Origin of the sequence: Streptomyces caelestis (assembly GCF_014205255.1) — a bacterium.
Taxonomy (GTDB): Bacteria; Actinomycetota; Actinomycetes; order Streptomycetales; family Streptomycetaceae; genus Streptomyces; species Streptomyces caelestis.
In genome coordinates this window covers 6,999,465-7,015,267 of sequence record NZ_JACHNE010000001.1, presented here as the reverse complement: position 1 = coordinate 7,015,267, position 15,803 = coordinate 6,999,465, and the positions used below count along the sequence as shown (strand labels likewise).

The window sequence follows — 15,803 nt, the reverse complement described above, 5'->3', positions numbered from 1 at the left end:
GTCGTGGCGTCGGCGGACCGGATGATCCACCGAGGAGCATAGTAAGGGGCGGGGGAAAAGGGCGGGGCATACACCGGGTGTGATGGTAGGTATGCTCGCCGCCATGTCCACGCCTGCCCTCCGTTCATCGCCCCAGGCCACAGCGGTCTCCCGGGACCGCGGTGACGCCTGCCCGGGGACGCTGCGGCTGCACGCGGCGGACGACGGCGCGCTGGCCCGTGTCCGGGTCCCCGGCGGCGTTCTGACCGTGCGCCAGGCGGATGCGCTCGCCGACGCGGCGGAGCGGCTGGGCGACGGGGAGTTGCATCTGACCTCGCGCGGCAACGTGCAGCTGCGGGGCCTGGACGACGGCTGCGGCGGGGAGTTGGCCGGGCTGCTGGACGCCGCCGGGCTGCTGCCCTCGCGCGGGCACGAGCGGGTGCGCAACATCGTGGCCTCGCCGCTGTCCGGTCTCGACGGGCGGGGCGCGCTGGACGTACGGCCCTGGCTGACGGCCCTCGACACGGCGCTGTGCGCGAGCGAGACGGCGCAAGCCTTGTCGGGGCGTTTCCTGTTCGCACTCGACGACGGACGCGGGGACGTGGCCGGTCTCGGTGCCGATGTGACGGTACGGGCGACGGCGGACGGCGGTGCGCACCTCGCCCTCGGAGCGGCCGGAGAGGTGTTGTGCGTCTCCGCCGAGGAGGCTGCCCGGGCCGCGCTGCTGGCCGCGGAGACCTTCCTGGATGCGGCGCGGTCGAGCGGAGCGCGGGTCTGGCGCGTGGAGGAACTCGCCCTCCCTGACGACGAGTTGCTCACTGCGGTCGGCCGGCGTCTGACCGCCGAGGGCATCCGCCACGAGCGTCGGGGCCGGGAGACCGGCCACGCGGACGGACCGCCCCCGGGGGTGGTCGGTGACGCCCTCTCCGTGCACGTCCCTCTGGGAAGGCTCTTGGCGGACCAATGGCGGGAACTGGCACGCGTGGCCGCCGGTGAGCTGCGTCTGACGCCGTGGCGCGGTGTGGTTCTTCCCACACAGGGGACCCACGCCGACGAGTCCCTCGACCGCCTCGCCGCCACCGGGCTCGTCACCGACCCCCACTCCCCTTGGCTACGCGTCGGCGCCTGCGTCGGCAGGCCCGGATGCGCCAAGTCGCAGGCGGACGTGCGGACCGACGCGGCCGGAACCCTCGGCGCGATCGCCCCGCACGGCCTGCCCCTGTACTGGTCCGGCTGCGAACGCCGCTGCGGGCACCCCCGGGGCGACCGCGTGGACGTGGTCGCCGAACCGGGAGGCGGCTACCGGCTCTCCACCGCCGTACACGGCGAGGGCCCCCGAACCACCACGATGCACGACCCCGCCCGACTCGCCGCCGCCCTGGCGGAGATCACCTCATGACCCGTACGACGACCGAGAGCAGCGAGAAGACCACCGTGACCACGTACGACTACGAGAAGGACGGCGCGGCCATCTACCGCCAGTCCTTCGCCACCATCCGCGCGGAGGCGGACCTCGCGGCCCTGCCCGCCGACGTCAGCCAGGTCGCGGTCCGGATGATCCACGCCTGCGGGATGGTCGACCTCGTACGGGACCTGGCCTACACGCCGGCCGTGGTCGCCCGGGCCCGTGCCGCCCTGCGCACGGGCGCGCCGATCTTCACCGACGTGCAGATGGTGGCCAGCGGGGTGACGCGCAAGCGGCTGCCCGCCGGCAACGACGTACTCTGCACGCTCTCCGACCCGTCCGTGCCGGAGCTGGCCGCGAAGCTGGGCACCACGCGCAGCGCCGCCGCGATGGAGCTGTGGCGGGACCGGCTGGAGGGCTCGGTGGTCGCCGTCGGCAACGCGCCGACCGCGCTGTTCCGGCTGCTGGAGATGATCGAGGAGGGTGCTCCGCGTCCGGCCGCCGTGATCGGCGTGCCGGTCGGCTTCGTCGGGGCCGCCGAGTCCAAGGACGCCCTCACCGCGCATCCGTCCGGTCTCGAGCACCTGGTCGTGCGCGGCCGTCGCGGGGGCAGCGCCATCGCCGCCGCCGCGCTCAACGCGATCGCGAGTGAGGAAGAGTGAGCGGCGAGCAGTCCACAGCGGGGCGGCTGTACGGGGTCGGGCTCGGCCCCGGGGACCCGTCCCTGATGACCGTACGGGCCGTGGAGGTCATCGCCGAGGCGGACGTGATCGCGTACCACAGCGCCCGGCACGGCCGGTCGATCGCCCGCTCGATCGCGGCGAAGCACATCCGCGCCGACCACATCGAGGAGCGGCTGGTCTACCCGGTCACGACCGAGACCACCGACCATCCGGGCGGCTACAAGGGCGCCATGGAGGAGTTCTACGCCGAGGCGTCGGCCCGGCTCGCCGCGCACCTGGACGCGGGGCGGACGGTCGCGGTCCTCGCCGAGGGCGATCCGCTCTTCTACGGCTCCTACATGCACATGCACAAGCGGCTCGCCGACCGCTACGACACCGAGGTGATCCCCGGCGTCACGTCCGTGTCCGCCGCCGCCGCGCGGCTGGGCACGCCGCTCGCCGAGGGCGAGGAGGTGCTCACCATCCTGCCGGGCACCCTGCCCGAGGAGGAGCTGACCGCACGGCTCGCCTCGACCGACGCGGCCGTGGTGATGAAGCTGGGCCGGACCTTCACCAAGGTGCGCAGCGCGCTGGAGGCTTCGGGGCGGCTGGGCGACGCCCGGTACGTCGAGCGGGCCACCATGGCCGGGGAGCGGCTCGCCGAACTGGCCGACGTGGACGCGGAGTCGGTGCCGTACTTCTCGGTGGCCGTGCTGCCGAGCCAGGTGGACACCGAGCGGCCCGAGGCCCGGGAGCGGGGCGAGGTCGTCGTGGTCGGGACCGGGCCGGCCGGTCCGCTGTGGCTGACGCCCGAGACCCGGGGTGCGCTGGCCGCCGCCGACGACCTGGTCGGCTACACGACCTACCTCGACCGGGTGCCGCGGCGGCCCGGGCAGGTCCGGCACGGCTCGGACAACCGGGTCGAGTCGGAGCGCGCCGAGTTCGCCCTCGACCTGGCCCGGCGCGGGCGGCGGGTCGCGGTCGTCTCCGGCGGCGACCCGGGCGTCTTCGCCATGGCGACGGCCGTCCTGGAGGCCGCGTCCCACAAGGAGTACGCGGACGTCCCGGTGCGGGTGCTGCCGGGCGTGACCGCCGCCAACGCGGCAGCGGCCCGCGCGGGCGCCCCGCTCGGCCACGACTACGCCACCATCTCGCTCTCCGACCGGCTCAAGCCCTGGGAGGTCATCGCCGAACGGCTGCACGCGGCGGCCTCGGCGGACCTGGTGCTCGCCCTGTACAACCCCGGCTCGCGCAGCCGCACCTGGCAGGTGGCCAAGGCACGGGAGCTGCTGCTGGAGCACCGGGCGCCGGACACCCCGGTCGTGGTGGCACGGGACGTGGGCGGCACCGGGGAACGCGTCCGGATCGTGCGGCTGGCCGACCTCGATCCGGCCGAGGTCGACATGCGCACGATCCTGCTGGTCGGCTCCTCCCAGACCCGGGCCGTACGGCGCGGGGACGGCGAGGAGATGGTGTGGACGCCGCGCCGGTATCCGGAGGCGTGAGAGAACGCGGCGGCCGGCTCGCCTCCGGCTTGGCGGCGGGCCGGGCTCGTTCTCAGCCGCCGGCGGGGAAGCCGCGTCCGTGGGACAACTCCCCGACCCACCGGGCCGCCTCCTCCGGCCCGGTCACGACCGGGACCCCCTCGGGGACCGGGGGGCGGCGGACCACGAGGACCGGGAGTCCGGCCTCCCGGGCAGCGGTCAGCTTCGGGGCGGTGGCCGCTCCGCCGCTGTCCTTGGTCACCACGACGTCGACGCGGTGCCGGCGCAGCAGTTCGCGTTCGCCGTCGAGCGTGAAGGGGCCGCGGTCGAGCAGCACCTCCATGCGGGCCGGGCGCGGGGCCTCGGGCGCGTCCACGGACCGGACCAGGAACCACAGGTCGTCCAGCGCGGCGAACGCGGCCAGGCCCATCCGCCCGGTCGTGAGGAACACGCGCCGGCCGAGCGCGGGCAGCAGCCGCGCGGCCTCCTCCAGGGAGCCGGCGTCGTGCCAGTCGTCGCCCGCGACGGGGACCCAGCCGGGGCGCCGCAGGGCGAGCAGGGCAACATGGGCGGTGGCGGCGGCCCGCGCCGCGTGGAAACTGATCGTCCCGGCGAAAGGGTGGGTGGCGTCGATGAGCACGTCCACCCGGTGCTCGCGCAGCCACGCGGCGAGCCCCTCCGCCCCGCCGAAGCCGCCGATCCGGACCTCGCCCGGCGGCATGCGGGGGCTGGCCACCCGCCCGGCGAGGGAACTGGTCAGGGTCAGGCCGGGCGTGTCGTGGAGCAGTTCGGCAAGACGGCGGGCTTCCGTGGTGCCGCCGAGAATCAGTACGCGCATGGAAGTCCAGGTCCGTTCATGAGCAGCGAAGTGAAGGGCGGCCGCAGGGCCCAGCTGGAGCACACCGGCCTGCGGCCCGGCTGGACCACCGGCGCCTGTGCGACGGCGGCCACGACGGCGGCGTACACCGCCCTGCTGACCGGCGCGTTTCCCGACCCCGTGACGATCAGCCTGCCGAAGGGGCAGACGCCGTCGTTCGCACTGGCCGTCGAGGAACTGGGCGACGGGCACGCGACGGCGGGGGTCGTGAAGGACGCCGGAGACGACCCGGACGTCACGCACGGCGCGCTGGTCCGGGTCACGGTACGGCGGCTGCCTGCCGGGTCCGGGGTCGTGTTCAAGGCGGGCCCGGGGGTCGGCACCGTCACCCGTCCCGGCCTGCCCCTGCCCGTCGGCGAACCGGCCGTCAACCCGGTCCCCCGCCAGATGATGCGCGAGCACGTCGCCGAGGTCGCCGCCCGGCACGGCGGCTCGGGCGATATCGAGATCACCGTCTCCGTCGACCACGGCGAGGAGATCGCCCGCTCCACCTGGAACCCCCGGCTCGGCATCCTGGGCGGCCTGTCCATCCTGGGCACGACCGGCATCGTCGTCCCGTACTCCTGCTCGGCGTGGATCGACTCCATCCGGCGGGGCGTGGACGTCGCGCGGGCGGCGGGGCGCACCCATGTCGCCGGGTGCACCGGGTCGACGTCGGAGAAGACGGTCGTGGCCGAGTACGGGCTGCCCGAGGACGCCCTGCTCGACATGGGCGACTTCGCGGGCGCCGTGCTGAAGTACATCCGCCGCCACCCCGTCGGCCGCCTGACGATCTGCGGCGGCTTCGCCAAGCTCTCCAAGCTCGCCGCCGGGCACCTCGACCTGCACTCGGCCCGTTCCCAGGTCGACAAGGGCTTCCTCGCCGGGCTGGCCAGGCGCGGCGGCGCGGACGAGGCACTGGCCGCACAGGTGGCGGACGCGAACACCGGGCTCGCCGCGCTCCAGTCGTGCCTGGCCGCCGGGGTGCCGCTCGGCGACCTGGTCGCCACGACCGCCCGCGACGAGGCCCTGGCCGTGCTGCGCGGGGCGCCGGTCGTGGTCGACGTGATCTGCATCGACCGGGCGGGGACGGTGGTCGGGCGCAGCGCGCCGGCCTGACGGCGGGGGCCGTGGACGTTCACCGCTGTCAGCACACGTGGCGTTCCCGCTCCGGCGAGTACAGGTGGCTGTCCCGGAACTGTTCCGCCCCGAGCGTCCGCCCCACCATGATCACGGCCGTGCGCAGCACACCGGCCTCCTTCGTCTTCCCCGCGATCTCGTCGAGGGTGCCGCGGATGATCAGTTCGTCCGGGCGGGAGGCGTAGGCGACGACCGCGGCGGGGCAGTCGGCGCCGTAGTGCGGGAGGAGTTCGGCGACCACACGGTCCACGTACTTGGCGGCCAGGTGCAGCACGATCAGCGCACCGCTGCGGCCGAGGGTGGCCAGGTCCTCTCCCTCGGGCATGGCGGTGGCCCGGTTGGCGACGCGGGTGAGGATCACGGTCTGGCCGACGGTCGGTACGGTCAGCTCCCGCTTCAGGGAAGCGGCCGCGGCGGCGAAGGCGGGGACGCCCGGGACGACCTCGTAGGGCACCCCGGCCGCGTCCAGCCGCCGCATCTGCTCGGCGACCGCGCTGAACACGGCGGGGTCCCCGGAGTGCAGCCGGGCCACGTCGTGCCCCTCCTCGTGGGCGCGCAGCAACTCGGCGGTGATCTGGTCCAGGTCGAGCTGCGCGGTGTCCACCAGCCGGGCGTCCGGCGGGCATTCGGCGAGCAGTTCGCGCGGGACCAGGCTGCCCGCGTACAGACAGACCCGGCAGGCGGCGAGCGTGCGGGCGCCGCGCACGGTGATCAGGTCGGCGGCACCGGGCCCGGCACCGATGAAGTACACGGTCATCTGTCTGCTCCCGAAGAGGTGTCGAGCGTTTTCCGTACGGCCCACTGGGTCACCGGCATCGCCTGCCGCCACCCGGTGAAACCTCCCACCGGCACGGCGTGCGCCACCGCGAGCCGCACCAGTTCGCCGCCGTGACGCCGGTGGGCGTCGGCGAGCAGCGCCTCGGACTCCAGCGTCACGGTGTTGGCGACCAGCCGCCCGCCGCCGGGCAGCGCCTCCCAGCACGCGTCGAGGAGGCCGGGCGCGGTGAGACCGCCGCCGACGAACACGGCGTCGGGCGGCGGGAGTTCGGTGAGGACGGCGGGCGCGGCGCCGGTGACGACGCGCAGTCCGGGCACGCCGAGCCGGTCGGCGTTGCGGGTGATCCGTTCGGCGCGCGCCGGGTCCCGCTCCACGGTGACCGCGCGGCACGCGGGGTGGGTGCGCATCCACTCGACGGCGATCGAGCCGGAGCCGCCGCCGATGTCCCACAGCAGTTCGCCGGGTGCGGGGGCGAGCACGCCGAGTGTGGCGGCGCGGATGTGCCGCTTGGTGAGCTGCCCGTCGTGCTCGTACGCCTCGTCGGGGAGCCCGGGCACGGCGCCGAGCCGCAGGGCGTGCGGGGCGCGGCGGCACTCCACGGCCACGATGTTCAGCGGATCACCGGGCTGCTCCGCCCCTGGCCAGTCGTCGGCGGTGACCTCGCCGGTCGTGCGTTCCTCCTCGCCGCCGAGCTGTTCGAGGACGCGCATCCGGCTGGGCCCGAAGCCCCGGTCCCGCAGCAGGGCGGCGACCTCGCCGGGGGTGGTGGCGTCCGCGCTGAGCACGAGGAGGCGCCGGCCGTGGTGCAGGGCGGCGGCCAGACGGGCGGCGGGCCGGCCGACGAGCGTGACGACCTGCACGTCCTCCAGCGGCCAGCCGAGCCGGGCGGCGGCGTAGGAGACGGAGGAGGGGTGCGGCAGGACGCGCAGGGCGCCGGTCTCCTCGGCGAGGGCGCGGCCGATGCCGTAGAACATGGGGTCCCCGCTGGCCAGTACGGCGATCCGGCGGCCGGCGTGCGCGGCGAGCAGGCCGGGGACGGCGGGGCGCAGCGGCGAGGGCCAGGCGACACGCTGCCCGGTGCACTCCGGCGGCAGCAGATCCAGCTGGCGGGGTCCGCCGATCAGGACCTCGGCCTCGCGCAGTGCGGTGCGGGAGGCGTCGGGCAGTCCCGCCCAGCCGTCGGCCCCGAGCCCGACGACGGTCACGGCGGCGGTCGGTGCGGAAGCTGCGGGGGTCACTGCGCGATACCTCGGGGTTCGGGGGCAACAGAGGCGCACTCTACTGGGCGCTGACCAGCGCGCCTGTGCTCGGGTGGCGCCCCCATCGGGCCGTCGGACCGCTCGGGAACACCTACGGGTTCGGATACGGTGCGCTCGGAGTCCTGCGAGGGGGAGGCACGATGGGGTCGGGGAGCCGGCAGGGTCCGGGGAACGTGGCGTGGCTGCTGATGGGGGTCGTGACGCTCGTCGTCTCAGTGGCCATGGCCTTGGAGGTCCGCGGGGCGCTGGACCGGGAGCGGGAGTTCCGTGCCGCGCCGGCCTGCGCCTCCGTCCCGGTGAAGGCGTCGGGATGCCGGTGGGAGCAGGAGTTCACCGTCCGCAAGGCCGACCTGAACCGCGGCAAGCGCAACCGCCCGCCGGAGGCGGAGCTGCTGCCGCCCTCCGGCAAGCCCTGGGACGTGACCTTCCGGCAGACCGATCCGGTCCTGTCGGAGATGGCGGCGGGCGAGAAGGTCGTCGGCCTGATCTGGCACGGGCACGTCGTCGAGGTACGGGACGCCGACGGGCGGCGGCAGCAGACGTCCCACGGGCCCATGGGCCGGGCCGAGGACCGCCTCGGCGGCGCGCTCGCCTGTTTCGCGTTCGGTCTGCCCGCCTTGGCCGGCGGGGCGTGGCCCCTGTTCGCGCGGGGCGACCGGCGCCACGCCAAGGCGGGGGTGGTGGTGCGGTGGCACGGCGTCTGCATGGCCGTCGCGGCCCTGTTCACCCTGTGGGCGCAGGCCGCCAACGGCTGGCCGTTCTGGGCGGTCCCGGCGATCTGGGGGCCGCTCGCGCTGCTCGGCCTGGCCTCCATGACGGCCTTCGTCATCGCCGCTTTGCGCGGGGACATGGACGACGAGGCCCCGCCCGCCCCGGAGCCGGGCCCGACGGCGACGGCGTCAGGTCGAGGACAGCCACTCTCACCCTGACCGCGAGCCCCGGCTCTCAGGTGCCGCGCAGCGGGTTGGGCAGCGGCAGGTAGCGCGCGTCCGCGCCGTCCGCCCCCGTCCAGCGGAGCAGCAGGTTCGTCTTGCCGGGGAGGGTGGCAGAGGCGAGCAGGGCGGGGATCTCCGGAAGGTCGTGGCGGGCGAGTTCGCGGCGGGCGGCGGGCCAGGGGTCGAAACCGGGGTGGCGTTCCGCGAGGGCGCCGGCGACCTCGCCGAGGTGGTTGACGACCAGGCAGTACACGAGCCGCTCCCAGCCCGCCTCCCGCGACACCCGCGGCAGGAGTTTCACGCCCTCGGCGTCCCGGTACAGCGCCTGCACAGGCGTGCCGCCGGTGTCCACGGCGACCAGGGTGTTCTGGAGGTGCGCCTCGATGACGACACCGTGCCGGGCGAAGGCCGTCAGGGCCGGGGGCACCACCTGCGCCAGGTACGCCGCCCACCAGGCCTCGGGATCGGCGGCCCCGTCGAGCGGGTTGCCGTCGAAGCCCTCGACGAGACCGGCGGCGAGCAGCGGGGTCGCGCCGGGCAGGAGACGGCCGCCGAAGCCGTCCCGGACGAGGACGGCCAGGGCCTCGAAGGCGAAGTCGGCGGTGCGGTACCCGCGGTCGCTGAGCCAGGCCGGGGGGCCTTCGTACGTCTCGAAGGCGGCGCGGACGGCCGCGTCGGTCCGGCGCAGGGCGAGCAGGTCGTGGCGCCACAGCCGGCGGATGTCGTTGGTGATGCGCACGTCCAGGCTGAACTTCAGGAAGAGGTCGGGCCCGGGTGCGTAGAGCGTGCGGATCGCGGCCGTCGGCCAGGTGTCGAAGGCGGTCGTGCCGAGCCTGACGAGTCTGCCGTCCGCGAAGGCGCCGGCGAGCTCCGGACCGGCCAGTTCGAGCTGCCAGGGGTGGGCGGGCAGCAGCCGGTAGCCGGGCGGGGCCGTGCCGAGGGCGTCGAGGGCCGAGGTGTCGCCCTCCTCGACGACGGTGTCCTCGCGCAGCCCGAGCAGGGTCAGCGGGAAGCGGGCGTACGCCTCGGGCGCGTACGGCAGCCAGCCGGCGGCGGGGCCGCCGCCGCGCGCCTTGGGGGCCGGGTGGTGGGTGTGGCCGGTGAGGAGGCACTGCTCGGAGCGCAGATAGGGGTCGTCGGGCGGGACCGCCCGGGCGCGGGCGGCCAGCAGCGCGGCGACGGCGTCCCGGCTGTCGATCATCTCGGCGGGCAGTTCGGAGTTGGACAGGCCGGTTCGGCGGCGGAGTTCCTCGGCAGTGAGCTTGACCAGTTCGGCGTGGGTGAGGGGGTGCCAGGCGCCGTCCGCGTGCACCTCGGGTCCGGTGGGCCGGCGCCGGCCCCGCACCCGCAGCAGACGGCCGCTGGTCCGCAGCCGGTACACGCCCGGCTCGACGGGCTCGGCCACCTCCCGCAGCAGGCAGTTCAGCAGCGGCACGGCGGCGTACGCGTCGGCCCGTTCGGCGAGAGGGCCGGTGACCGGGTCGTCCTGGGCGGACTCGCCGGGGGCCGACGCACCCTGGGCGGATGCGCCGTGGGCGGAGTCGTCGCCGTCGGGCGGGGGCATGAGGTCCACGCGTTCCACTCGTTCCCTGTGGTCCTTCCGGATTTCCGGACTTCCGGGCGGAGATGATCAGTATGCGTGTCGTCGTCATCCCGCCGTGACGCCCTATTCGTACCCGAGGAGCCCGCCCGTGCACCGTTCCCCCACCGCCGAGGCCGAGGTCACCGACGAACTGGCCGTCGTACGGCCCGGTCTCCTGCCGCGGTACGAGGCCGAACTGCCCGGTGCCCGGGCGGCCGTGCTGTCCCGTCTGTGGCGCGGTCTCGCCCACGATCCGCTGCCCTGGGTCACCCGCCGCGAGCAGGGCCGGGACGGGCTGACCCTGTGCCTGTCCGACGGGCGCCGACTGCACGGCCCGCGGCCGGATCCGTACGCGACCGGCGCGTACGTCACGGTCGTACGGCTCGACGAGGCGGAGTACGACGATCCGGCCCGGCTGGTGACGGACCTCGCCGTACCGCACTCCGCGTCCTTCGCCGCCGAACTCGGGCACAGCGTCGCCTCGTTGGCGCTGTCGAGGGCGGGGCAGGAGGGCCGCGCCACGGACGCGTGGCCGGGGAGCGACTGGGAGTGGGAGCAGCGGATCGTCGACGGGCATCCGTTCCACCCCACCTGCCGGTCCCGGCCCGGTTTCTCGGTGGCCGAGCAGCTCGCCTACGGGCCCGAGCACCGGCCGGTGGTGGAGCTGGGGCTGGTGCCGGTGCGGGCGGAGGAGTGCCTGGTGACGGGCGTGTGGCCGCGGGAGCTGCGGGACGGGGAGCGGGTGGTGCTGCCGGTGCACCCGTGGCAGGCGGCGCACGTGCTGAAGCGGGTGTGCGAGGAGCGGCGCGCCGGGCATCCCCTGATGGCGCTGCGGACGCTCGCGCTGCCCGGCGGGCCGCACGTCAAGACCTCGCTCAGTGCCCGGCTGACGTCGTCGGTGCGGGACATCTCGCTGCCCTCGGTCGCCGCGTCCGCGGTGCTGTCGGAGTTCGCCGAGACGCCGGCGGCGCACACCGACGGCCTGCTGCACGTGACCCGCACCCTGGGCGCGGCGGCGGCCGGCTCCCCCGACTTCGCGGCCGTCCTGCGGGAGCCGCCGGAGGCCTATGCGACGGGCGGCGAACGGGTCCTGCCGGTGGCGGCGCTCGCCACCACCGAACTCCCCCGCTCCCCCGCCTGGCTGGCCGGATTCGCGCGCCTCGCCCTCACCGTCGGCCTGCGGCTGCTGGAGCTGGGCGTGGCCCTGGAGGCGCACGGCCAGAACCTCCTGGTGATCCTGTCGCCGGCGGGCGATCCGCTGCGGCTGGTCTACCGCGACCTGGCCGACATCCGCGTCAGCCCCGCCCGTCTCGCCCGGCACGGCATCACGGTGCCCGGCCTGCCCGCCCGTATGGTCACGGACGACGAACGCACGCTGCGGCGCAAGCTGTTCGGCTCGCTGGTGGCGGGAGCGCTGGCCGGCACGGCAGGGTCGGGGCCGGCGCTCACGGAGGCGCTGCGGACGGCCGTACGGGATCTGCCCCGCACCCCGGACCTCGCGGCGCTGCGCGCGGACCCGCTGCCCACCAAGGCGCTGACGCTGATGCGGCTGTCGCCGCAGACGGCCGGGGACCAGTGGGCGGAACTGCCCAACCCGCTTGCCTGAACCCCGTTTTGGAACACCGCCCCGGTGATCAATAAGATCCGCCGATGATCACAAGAAAACGGCCGGTGGCAGCGGTCTGTGCCCTGCTCGCCGCGTTGACGGCCGGGCTCGCCTTCCCGGCCGGAGCGGTCGCCGGTGAACCCACGGGCCAGGACGCCCCCAAGGTCGACCTCGTCCTCGACGTGAGCGGTTCGATGCGGGCCCGGGACATCGACGGACAGTCGCGGATGGCCGCCGCGAAGCAGGCGTTCAACGAGGTGCTGGACGCGACGCCCGAGGAGGTCGAACTCGGCATCCGTACCCTGGGCGCCGACTACCCCGGCGACGACCGCAAGACGGGCTGCAAGGACACCGCGCAGCTCTACCCGGTCGGCCCGCTGGACCGCACCGAGGCCAAGGCGGCCGTCGCCACGCTCACCCCGACCGGCTGGACGCCGATCGGCCCGGCCCTGCTGAAGGCGGCCGACGACCTGGACGGCGGCGACGGCTCCAAGCGCATCGTGCTGATCAGCGACGGCGAGGACACCTGCGCCCCGCTCGACCCGTGCGAGGTCGCCCGCGAGATCGCCGCCAAGGGCATCGGCCTGACCATCGACACGCTGGGCCTGGTGCCGACCGCCAAGCTGAGCCGGCAGCTCAGCTGCATCGCCGAGGCCACCGGCGGCACCTACACCTCCGTGGAGCACCAGGACGAACTCACCGACCGGGTCAACGAGTTGGTGGACCGGGCGGCCGATCCGGTGGTGACGCCGGTGCCGGTGGAGGGCGCCACCGAGTGCACCGGGGCACCGGCGCTGAAGTCCGGGCTGTACACGGACCGGGAGGAGTTCGGGCAGCAGCGCTGGTACCGGGTGGACGTGCTGCCGGGCCAGGAGCTGCGGGCCTCGGTGAGCGTGGCGGCCGACCGGGCCGTGAACCCCGGCTACGGGGTACTGCTGCGGGCGGTCACGGCGCACGGCCGGGAGATCGTGCGCGGCGAGGCGGCGGGCAACGGCCGTACGGATGTGATCTCGACGGGGCTCAGATACCCCGAGCCCGAGCGTGACGACACCGACGGCGACAAGCCGGCCGCGGAGCGGGTGTGCCTGGCGGTCACCCACTCCTTCTCGGCGGCCTCCGGGGTGAAGACCACGCCCGGGCTGCCGCTGGAGCTGACCGTCGACGTCGTGGACGGTCCGAGCCAGGCGGGCGACGTGGCCTCCTTCGGCCTCGGCCGCGGCTGGTGGCTGCTCGGCGCGCTGATTCTCACCGGCTTCCTCGCCGGTCTCGTCTGGGGCTGGCTCTCGCGCTGGCGGGTCGCGGTCTGGAGGACCAACTGATGCGAACGGTACGTGCGTTGAGCGCCGCGCTGCTGACCCTCGGACTGGCGTCCGCTCCGGCCGCGGCGGACGCCTCGCCGAGTCCGTCGCAGGACTCGTCGGCGGCACCCACCCGGGCGGGCACCTCCTTCCGTACGGCCACGGAGATCGAGCAGGGGCAGCAGGCCACGGCGAGCGGCTCCACGGGCGACTACCTGTACTGGTCGTTCCCCGCCGACACCGGGCAGCGCCCCACGGTCAGGGCGACGGTGAAGCTGCCGGACACCCACACCGCGCAGACCTGGCAGATCGACGTGTACGACGGCCTGCGCCGCCGCCAGGCCTGCCAGTACGGGGCGCAGACGCGCACCGCGACGGCGGACGCCTCCTCCGTGGAGCTGACCTGCGTGCTGCGCACGGTCCGCGCCTGGTCGGAGCCGTGGGCGAACGACCCGCTGCCCGGCACCTACTACATCCGGCTGACGGCGACCGGCGTCGCCACCGCCGACCTGGGTCTCCCGGTCGGCACCGAAGTCCGGGCCGACTCCCAGGACATGGGCGGCGCGGTGGCGGTGGACGGCTCGCTGTCCGAGCCTCTGGTGCCGGGCATCGCGACGACGTCCGAGGATCAGCGGGAGAACGCGGCGGTGCTGGCCGGCCTCGAACCGGAGGACGGCTGGGCGTCCGGCTGGTGGTCGGACCGGTGGGTGTGGACCGGGATGGGTGGCGTGCTGGCGGCGCTGGCGGGCATCGCCGGGTACGCGCTGACGCGCGGCGCGGGCCGACCGTCACGAGTGCCACCGAGCGCCTGACCGTGTTTCAGAAGGCCCGCTGATCGCGGGCCTTCTTTCACGCCTCGCGCAGTGCCTTGGCGAGCGTGCCCTCGCCGCTCACCTCCACCCGGCCCTCCCGCACGGCCCGGGCCAGGCTCAGTTCCCCCCGGCTGAGCGCCGTACACGTGCCGGTGTCCAGGACCAGCCGGGCGTCCGGCTCCCCGGGGGCGGGCCCGTCGCCGTACACGAGCCCCTCCTCGGCACCGGCGTGCAGGTGGAACAGCCCTTCCTCCAGGCGGACTTCGACGAGCCCCTCCCCGTCCAGCAGGCGCAGCAGCGGCAGGGCGAACCAGTGCGCCCGCACCGCGTCCGTCGGCCGCCGCTCCCCGAGTTCCGCCTGCCCCCACTCCCCCAGCGCCTGGAGCACGGGCAGCAACTCCCGTCCTCGGCCGGTGAGTTCGTACACAGAGGCCGCGCCGGGCGGGGGCAGCCGGCGGCGGGTGGCGAGGCCGTCGCGCTCCATGTCCCTGAGCCGGGAGGCGAGTACGTCCGTGCTGACGCCGGGCAGGTCCGCGTGCAGGTCGGTGTAGCGGCGGGGACCGGCGAGGAGCTCCCGGACGATCAGCAGGGTCCAGCGGTCGCCGACGACGTCGAGGGCGCGGGCGGCGGAACAGTACTGGTCGTAGCTTCGGCGAGGTGGCATGCGACGCAGTCTAGACAAGTTGTTGGACTTTCCAAGCTGCTACTTGGTAAAACCAAGCAACACAAGTCGGCGAGGGGAAGCGCGCATGGAGTTCCGGCAGTCGAGCAAGCTGAGCGAGGTCTGTTACGAGATCCGCGGCCCGGTGATAGAGCACGCCAACGCGCTGGAGGAGGCCGGTCACAGCGTGCTGCGCCTGAACACCGGCAACCCCGCGCTCTTCGGGTTCGAGGCGCCGGAGGAGATCCTCCAGGACATGATCCGGATGCTGCCGCAGGCGCACGGCTACACCGACTCGCGCGGCATCCTCCCCGCCCGCCGCGCGGTCGCCCAGCGCTACCAGACACTGGGCCTGGAGGTCGGTGTCGACGACGTCTTCCTCGGCAACGGCGTGTCCGAACTGGTGTCGATGGCGGTCCAGGCACTGATCGAGGACGGCGACGAGATCCTCATCCCCGCCCCGGACTTCCCCCTCTGGACGGCCGTGACGACCCTCGCGGGCGGCAAGGCGGTCCACTACCTCTGCGACGAGCAGGCCGACTGGTACCCGGACCTGGACGACATGGCCTCGAAGATCACGGACCGCACGAAGGCCGTGGTCATCATCAACCCCAACAACCCCACCGGCGCCGTCTACCCGAAGGAGATCGTCGAGGGCATCCTCGACCTCGCCCGGCGGCACGGCCTGATGGTGTTCGCCGACGAGATCTACGACCAGATCCTCTACGACGACGCCGTGCACCACTCGGCCGCCGCGCTCGCCCCCGACCTGGTGGTGCTCACCTTCTGCGGCCTGTCGAAGACGTACCGCGTGGCGGGCTTCCGCTCCGGCTGGCTGGTGGTCACGGGTCCGAGGCAGCACGCGAAGGACTACCTGGAGGGCCTCACGATGCTGGCCTCCATGCGGCTGTGCGCCAACGCGCCCGCCCAGTACGCCATCCAGGCCGCGCTCGGCGGCCGGCAGTCCATCCGCGACCTCACCCTGCCGGGCGGCCGCCTGCGCGAACAGCGCGACGTGGCCTGGCAGAAGCTCAACGAGATCCCCGGCGTGACGTGCGTGAAGCCGAAGGGGGCGTTGTACGCGTTCCCGCGTCTCGACCCCAAGGTGCACAGGATCCACGACGACGAGAAGTTCGTCCTGGACCTGCTGCTGCGGGAGAAGATCCAGGTGGTGCAGGGCACGGGCTTCAACTGGCCGGCCCCGGATCACTTCCGCATCCTGACCCTGCCGCACGCGGACGACCTGGAGGCGGCGATCGGGCGGATCGGGCGGTTCCTCGGCGGGTACCGGCAGTAGGCGCGATTGTCAGTGGCAGGTCGTAGCCTTCGAGCAGGTGGGGCGAGTG

Annotated in this window: 14 protein-coding genes; 9 read left to right on the top strand and 5 right to left on the bottom strand. The window is 74.4% G+C overall.

Annotated features, from left to right (window positions below; genetic code table 11):
- Window positions 1-91: 91 nt before the first annotated feature.
- From cobG to HDA41_RS31985, 3 genes are read left to right on the top strand one after another with little or no spacing between them, the layout of a single operon-like run.
- On the top strand, window positions 92-1,378 hold the full coding sequence (gene cobG, locus HDA41_RS31995) for a precorrin-3B synthase (RefSeq protein WP_184993903.1): 1,287 nt from the start codon (window positions 92-94) through the stop codon (window positions 1,376-1,378).
- On the top strand, window positions 1,375-2,046 hold the full coding sequence (locus tag HDA41_RS31990; protein ID WP_184990160.1) for a precorrin-8X methylmutase: 672 nt from the start codon (window positions 1,375-1,377) through the stop codon (window positions 2,044-2,046). The genes cobG and HDA41_RS31990 overlap by 4 nt, the downstream gene beginning before the upstream one ends.
- The gene (locus tag HDA41_RS31985; RefSeq protein ID WP_184990159.1) at window positions 2,043-3,551 is read left to right on the top strand and encodes a precorrin-2 C(20)-methyltransferase; all 1,509 of its coding nucleotides are present in this window, start codon (window positions 2,043-2,045) and stop codon (window positions 3,549-3,551) included. The genes HDA41_RS31990 and HDA41_RS31985 overlap by 4 nt, the downstream gene beginning before the upstream one ends.
- 52 nt (window positions 3,552-3,603) lie before the next feature.
- On the opposite strand, the gene HDA41_RS31980 is transcribed toward HDA41_RS31985, so the two are convergent.
- Window positions 3,604-4,368 carry a cobalt-precorrin-6A reductase gene (locus HDA41_RS31980; RefSeq protein ID WP_184990157.1) on the bottom strand — a complete coding sequence of 255 codons (765 nt, stop codon included), beginning with the start codon at window positions 4,366-4,368 and terminating at the stop codon, window positions 3,604-3,606.
- Window positions 4,369-4,386: 18 nt separating this feature from the next.
- Between HDA41_RS31980 and HDA41_RS31975 the strand changes: the two genes are divergently transcribed.
- Window positions 4,387-5,505 (top strand): cobalt-precorrin-5B (C(1))-methyltransferase, encoded by a 1,119-nt coding sequence (locus HDA41_RS31975; protein WP_184990156.1) that lies wholly within the window; start codon window positions 4,387-4,389, stop codon window positions 5,503-5,505.
- A 28-nt stretch (window positions 5,506-5,533) separates the two neighbouring features.
- Here the strand turns inward: HDA41_RS31975 and cobM are convergent, their stop codons facing one another.
- On the bottom strand, window positions 5,534-6,283 hold the full coding sequence (gene cobM / locus HDA41_RS31970) for a precorrin-4 C(11)-methyltransferase (RefSeq protein WP_184990154.1): 750 nt from the start codon (window positions 6,281-6,283) through the stop codon (window positions 5,534-5,536).
- The gene (cbiE, locus tag HDA41_RS31965) at window positions 6,280-7,542 is read right to left on the bottom strand and encodes a precorrin-6y C5,15-methyltransferase (decarboxylating) subunit CbiE (protein WP_184990152.1); all 1,263 of its coding nucleotides are present in this window, start codon (window positions 7,540-7,542) and stop codon (window positions 6,280-6,282) included. The genes cobM and cbiE overlap by 4 nt, the downstream gene beginning before the upstream one ends.
- A gap of 194 nt (window positions 7,543-7,736) precedes the next feature.
- On the opposite strand from cbiE, the gene HDA41_RS31960 reads away from it, so the two are divergent.
- Window positions 7,737-8,492, top strand: a complete 756-nt coding sequence (locus HDA41_RS31960; protein ID WP_184990150.1) for a hypothetical protein — start codon at window positions 7,737-7,739, stop codon at window positions 8,490-8,492.
- Window positions 8,493-8,508: 16 nt separating this feature from the next.
- Here the strand turns inward: HDA41_RS31960 and HDA41_RS31955 are convergent, their stop codons facing one another.
- A complete protein-coding gene (locus HDA41_RS31955; protein ID WP_184990148.1) occupies window positions 8,509-10,080 on the bottom strand; it encodes an IucA/IucC family protein in 1,572 nt (523 codons plus the stop codon).
- A gap of 109 nt (window positions 10,081-10,189) precedes the next feature.
- Between HDA41_RS31955 and HDA41_RS31950 the strand changes: the two genes are divergently transcribed.
- From HDA41_RS31950 to HDA41_RS31940, 3 genes are read left to right on the top strand one after another with little or no spacing between them, the layout of a single operon-like run.
- The gene (locus tag HDA41_RS31950) at window positions 10,190-11,686 is read left to right on the top strand and encodes an IucA/IucC family protein (protein ID WP_184990147.1); all 1,497 of its coding nucleotides are present in this window, start codon (window positions 10,190-10,192) and stop codon (window positions 11,684-11,686) included.
- Window positions 11,687-11,730: 44 nt separating this feature from the next.
- Window positions 11,731-13,005 (top strand): VWA domain-containing protein, encoded by a 1,275-nt coding sequence (locus HDA41_RS31945; protein WP_184990145.1) that lies wholly within the window; start codon window positions 11,731-11,733, stop codon window positions 13,003-13,005.
- Window positions 13,005-13,796 (top strand): hypothetical protein, encoded by a 792-nt coding sequence (locus tag HDA41_RS31940; protein ID WP_184990143.1) that lies wholly within the window; start codon window positions 13,005-13,007, stop codon window positions 13,794-13,796. Before HDA41_RS31945 ends, HDA41_RS31940 begins: the two co-directional genes overlap by 1 nt.
- 37 nt (window positions 13,797-13,833) lie before the next feature.
- Here the strand turns inward: HDA41_RS31940 and HDA41_RS31935 are convergent, their stop codons facing one another.
- Complete coding sequence (locus HDA41_RS31935; RefSeq protein ID WP_184990141.1) at window positions 13,834-14,460, bottom strand: winged helix-turn-helix transcriptional regulator; 627 nt, start codon at window positions 14,458-14,460, stop codon at window positions 13,834-13,836.
- Window positions 14,461-14,545: 85 nt separating this feature from the next.
- On the opposite strand from HDA41_RS31935, the gene HDA41_RS31930 reads away from it, so the two are divergent.
- On the top strand, window positions 14,546-15,754 hold the full coding sequence (locus tag HDA41_RS31930) for a pyridoxal phosphate-dependent aminotransferase (protein WP_184990139.1): 1,209 nt from the start codon (window positions 14,546-14,548) through the stop codon (window positions 15,752-15,754).
- Window positions 15,755-15,803 lie beyond the last annotated feature (49 nt).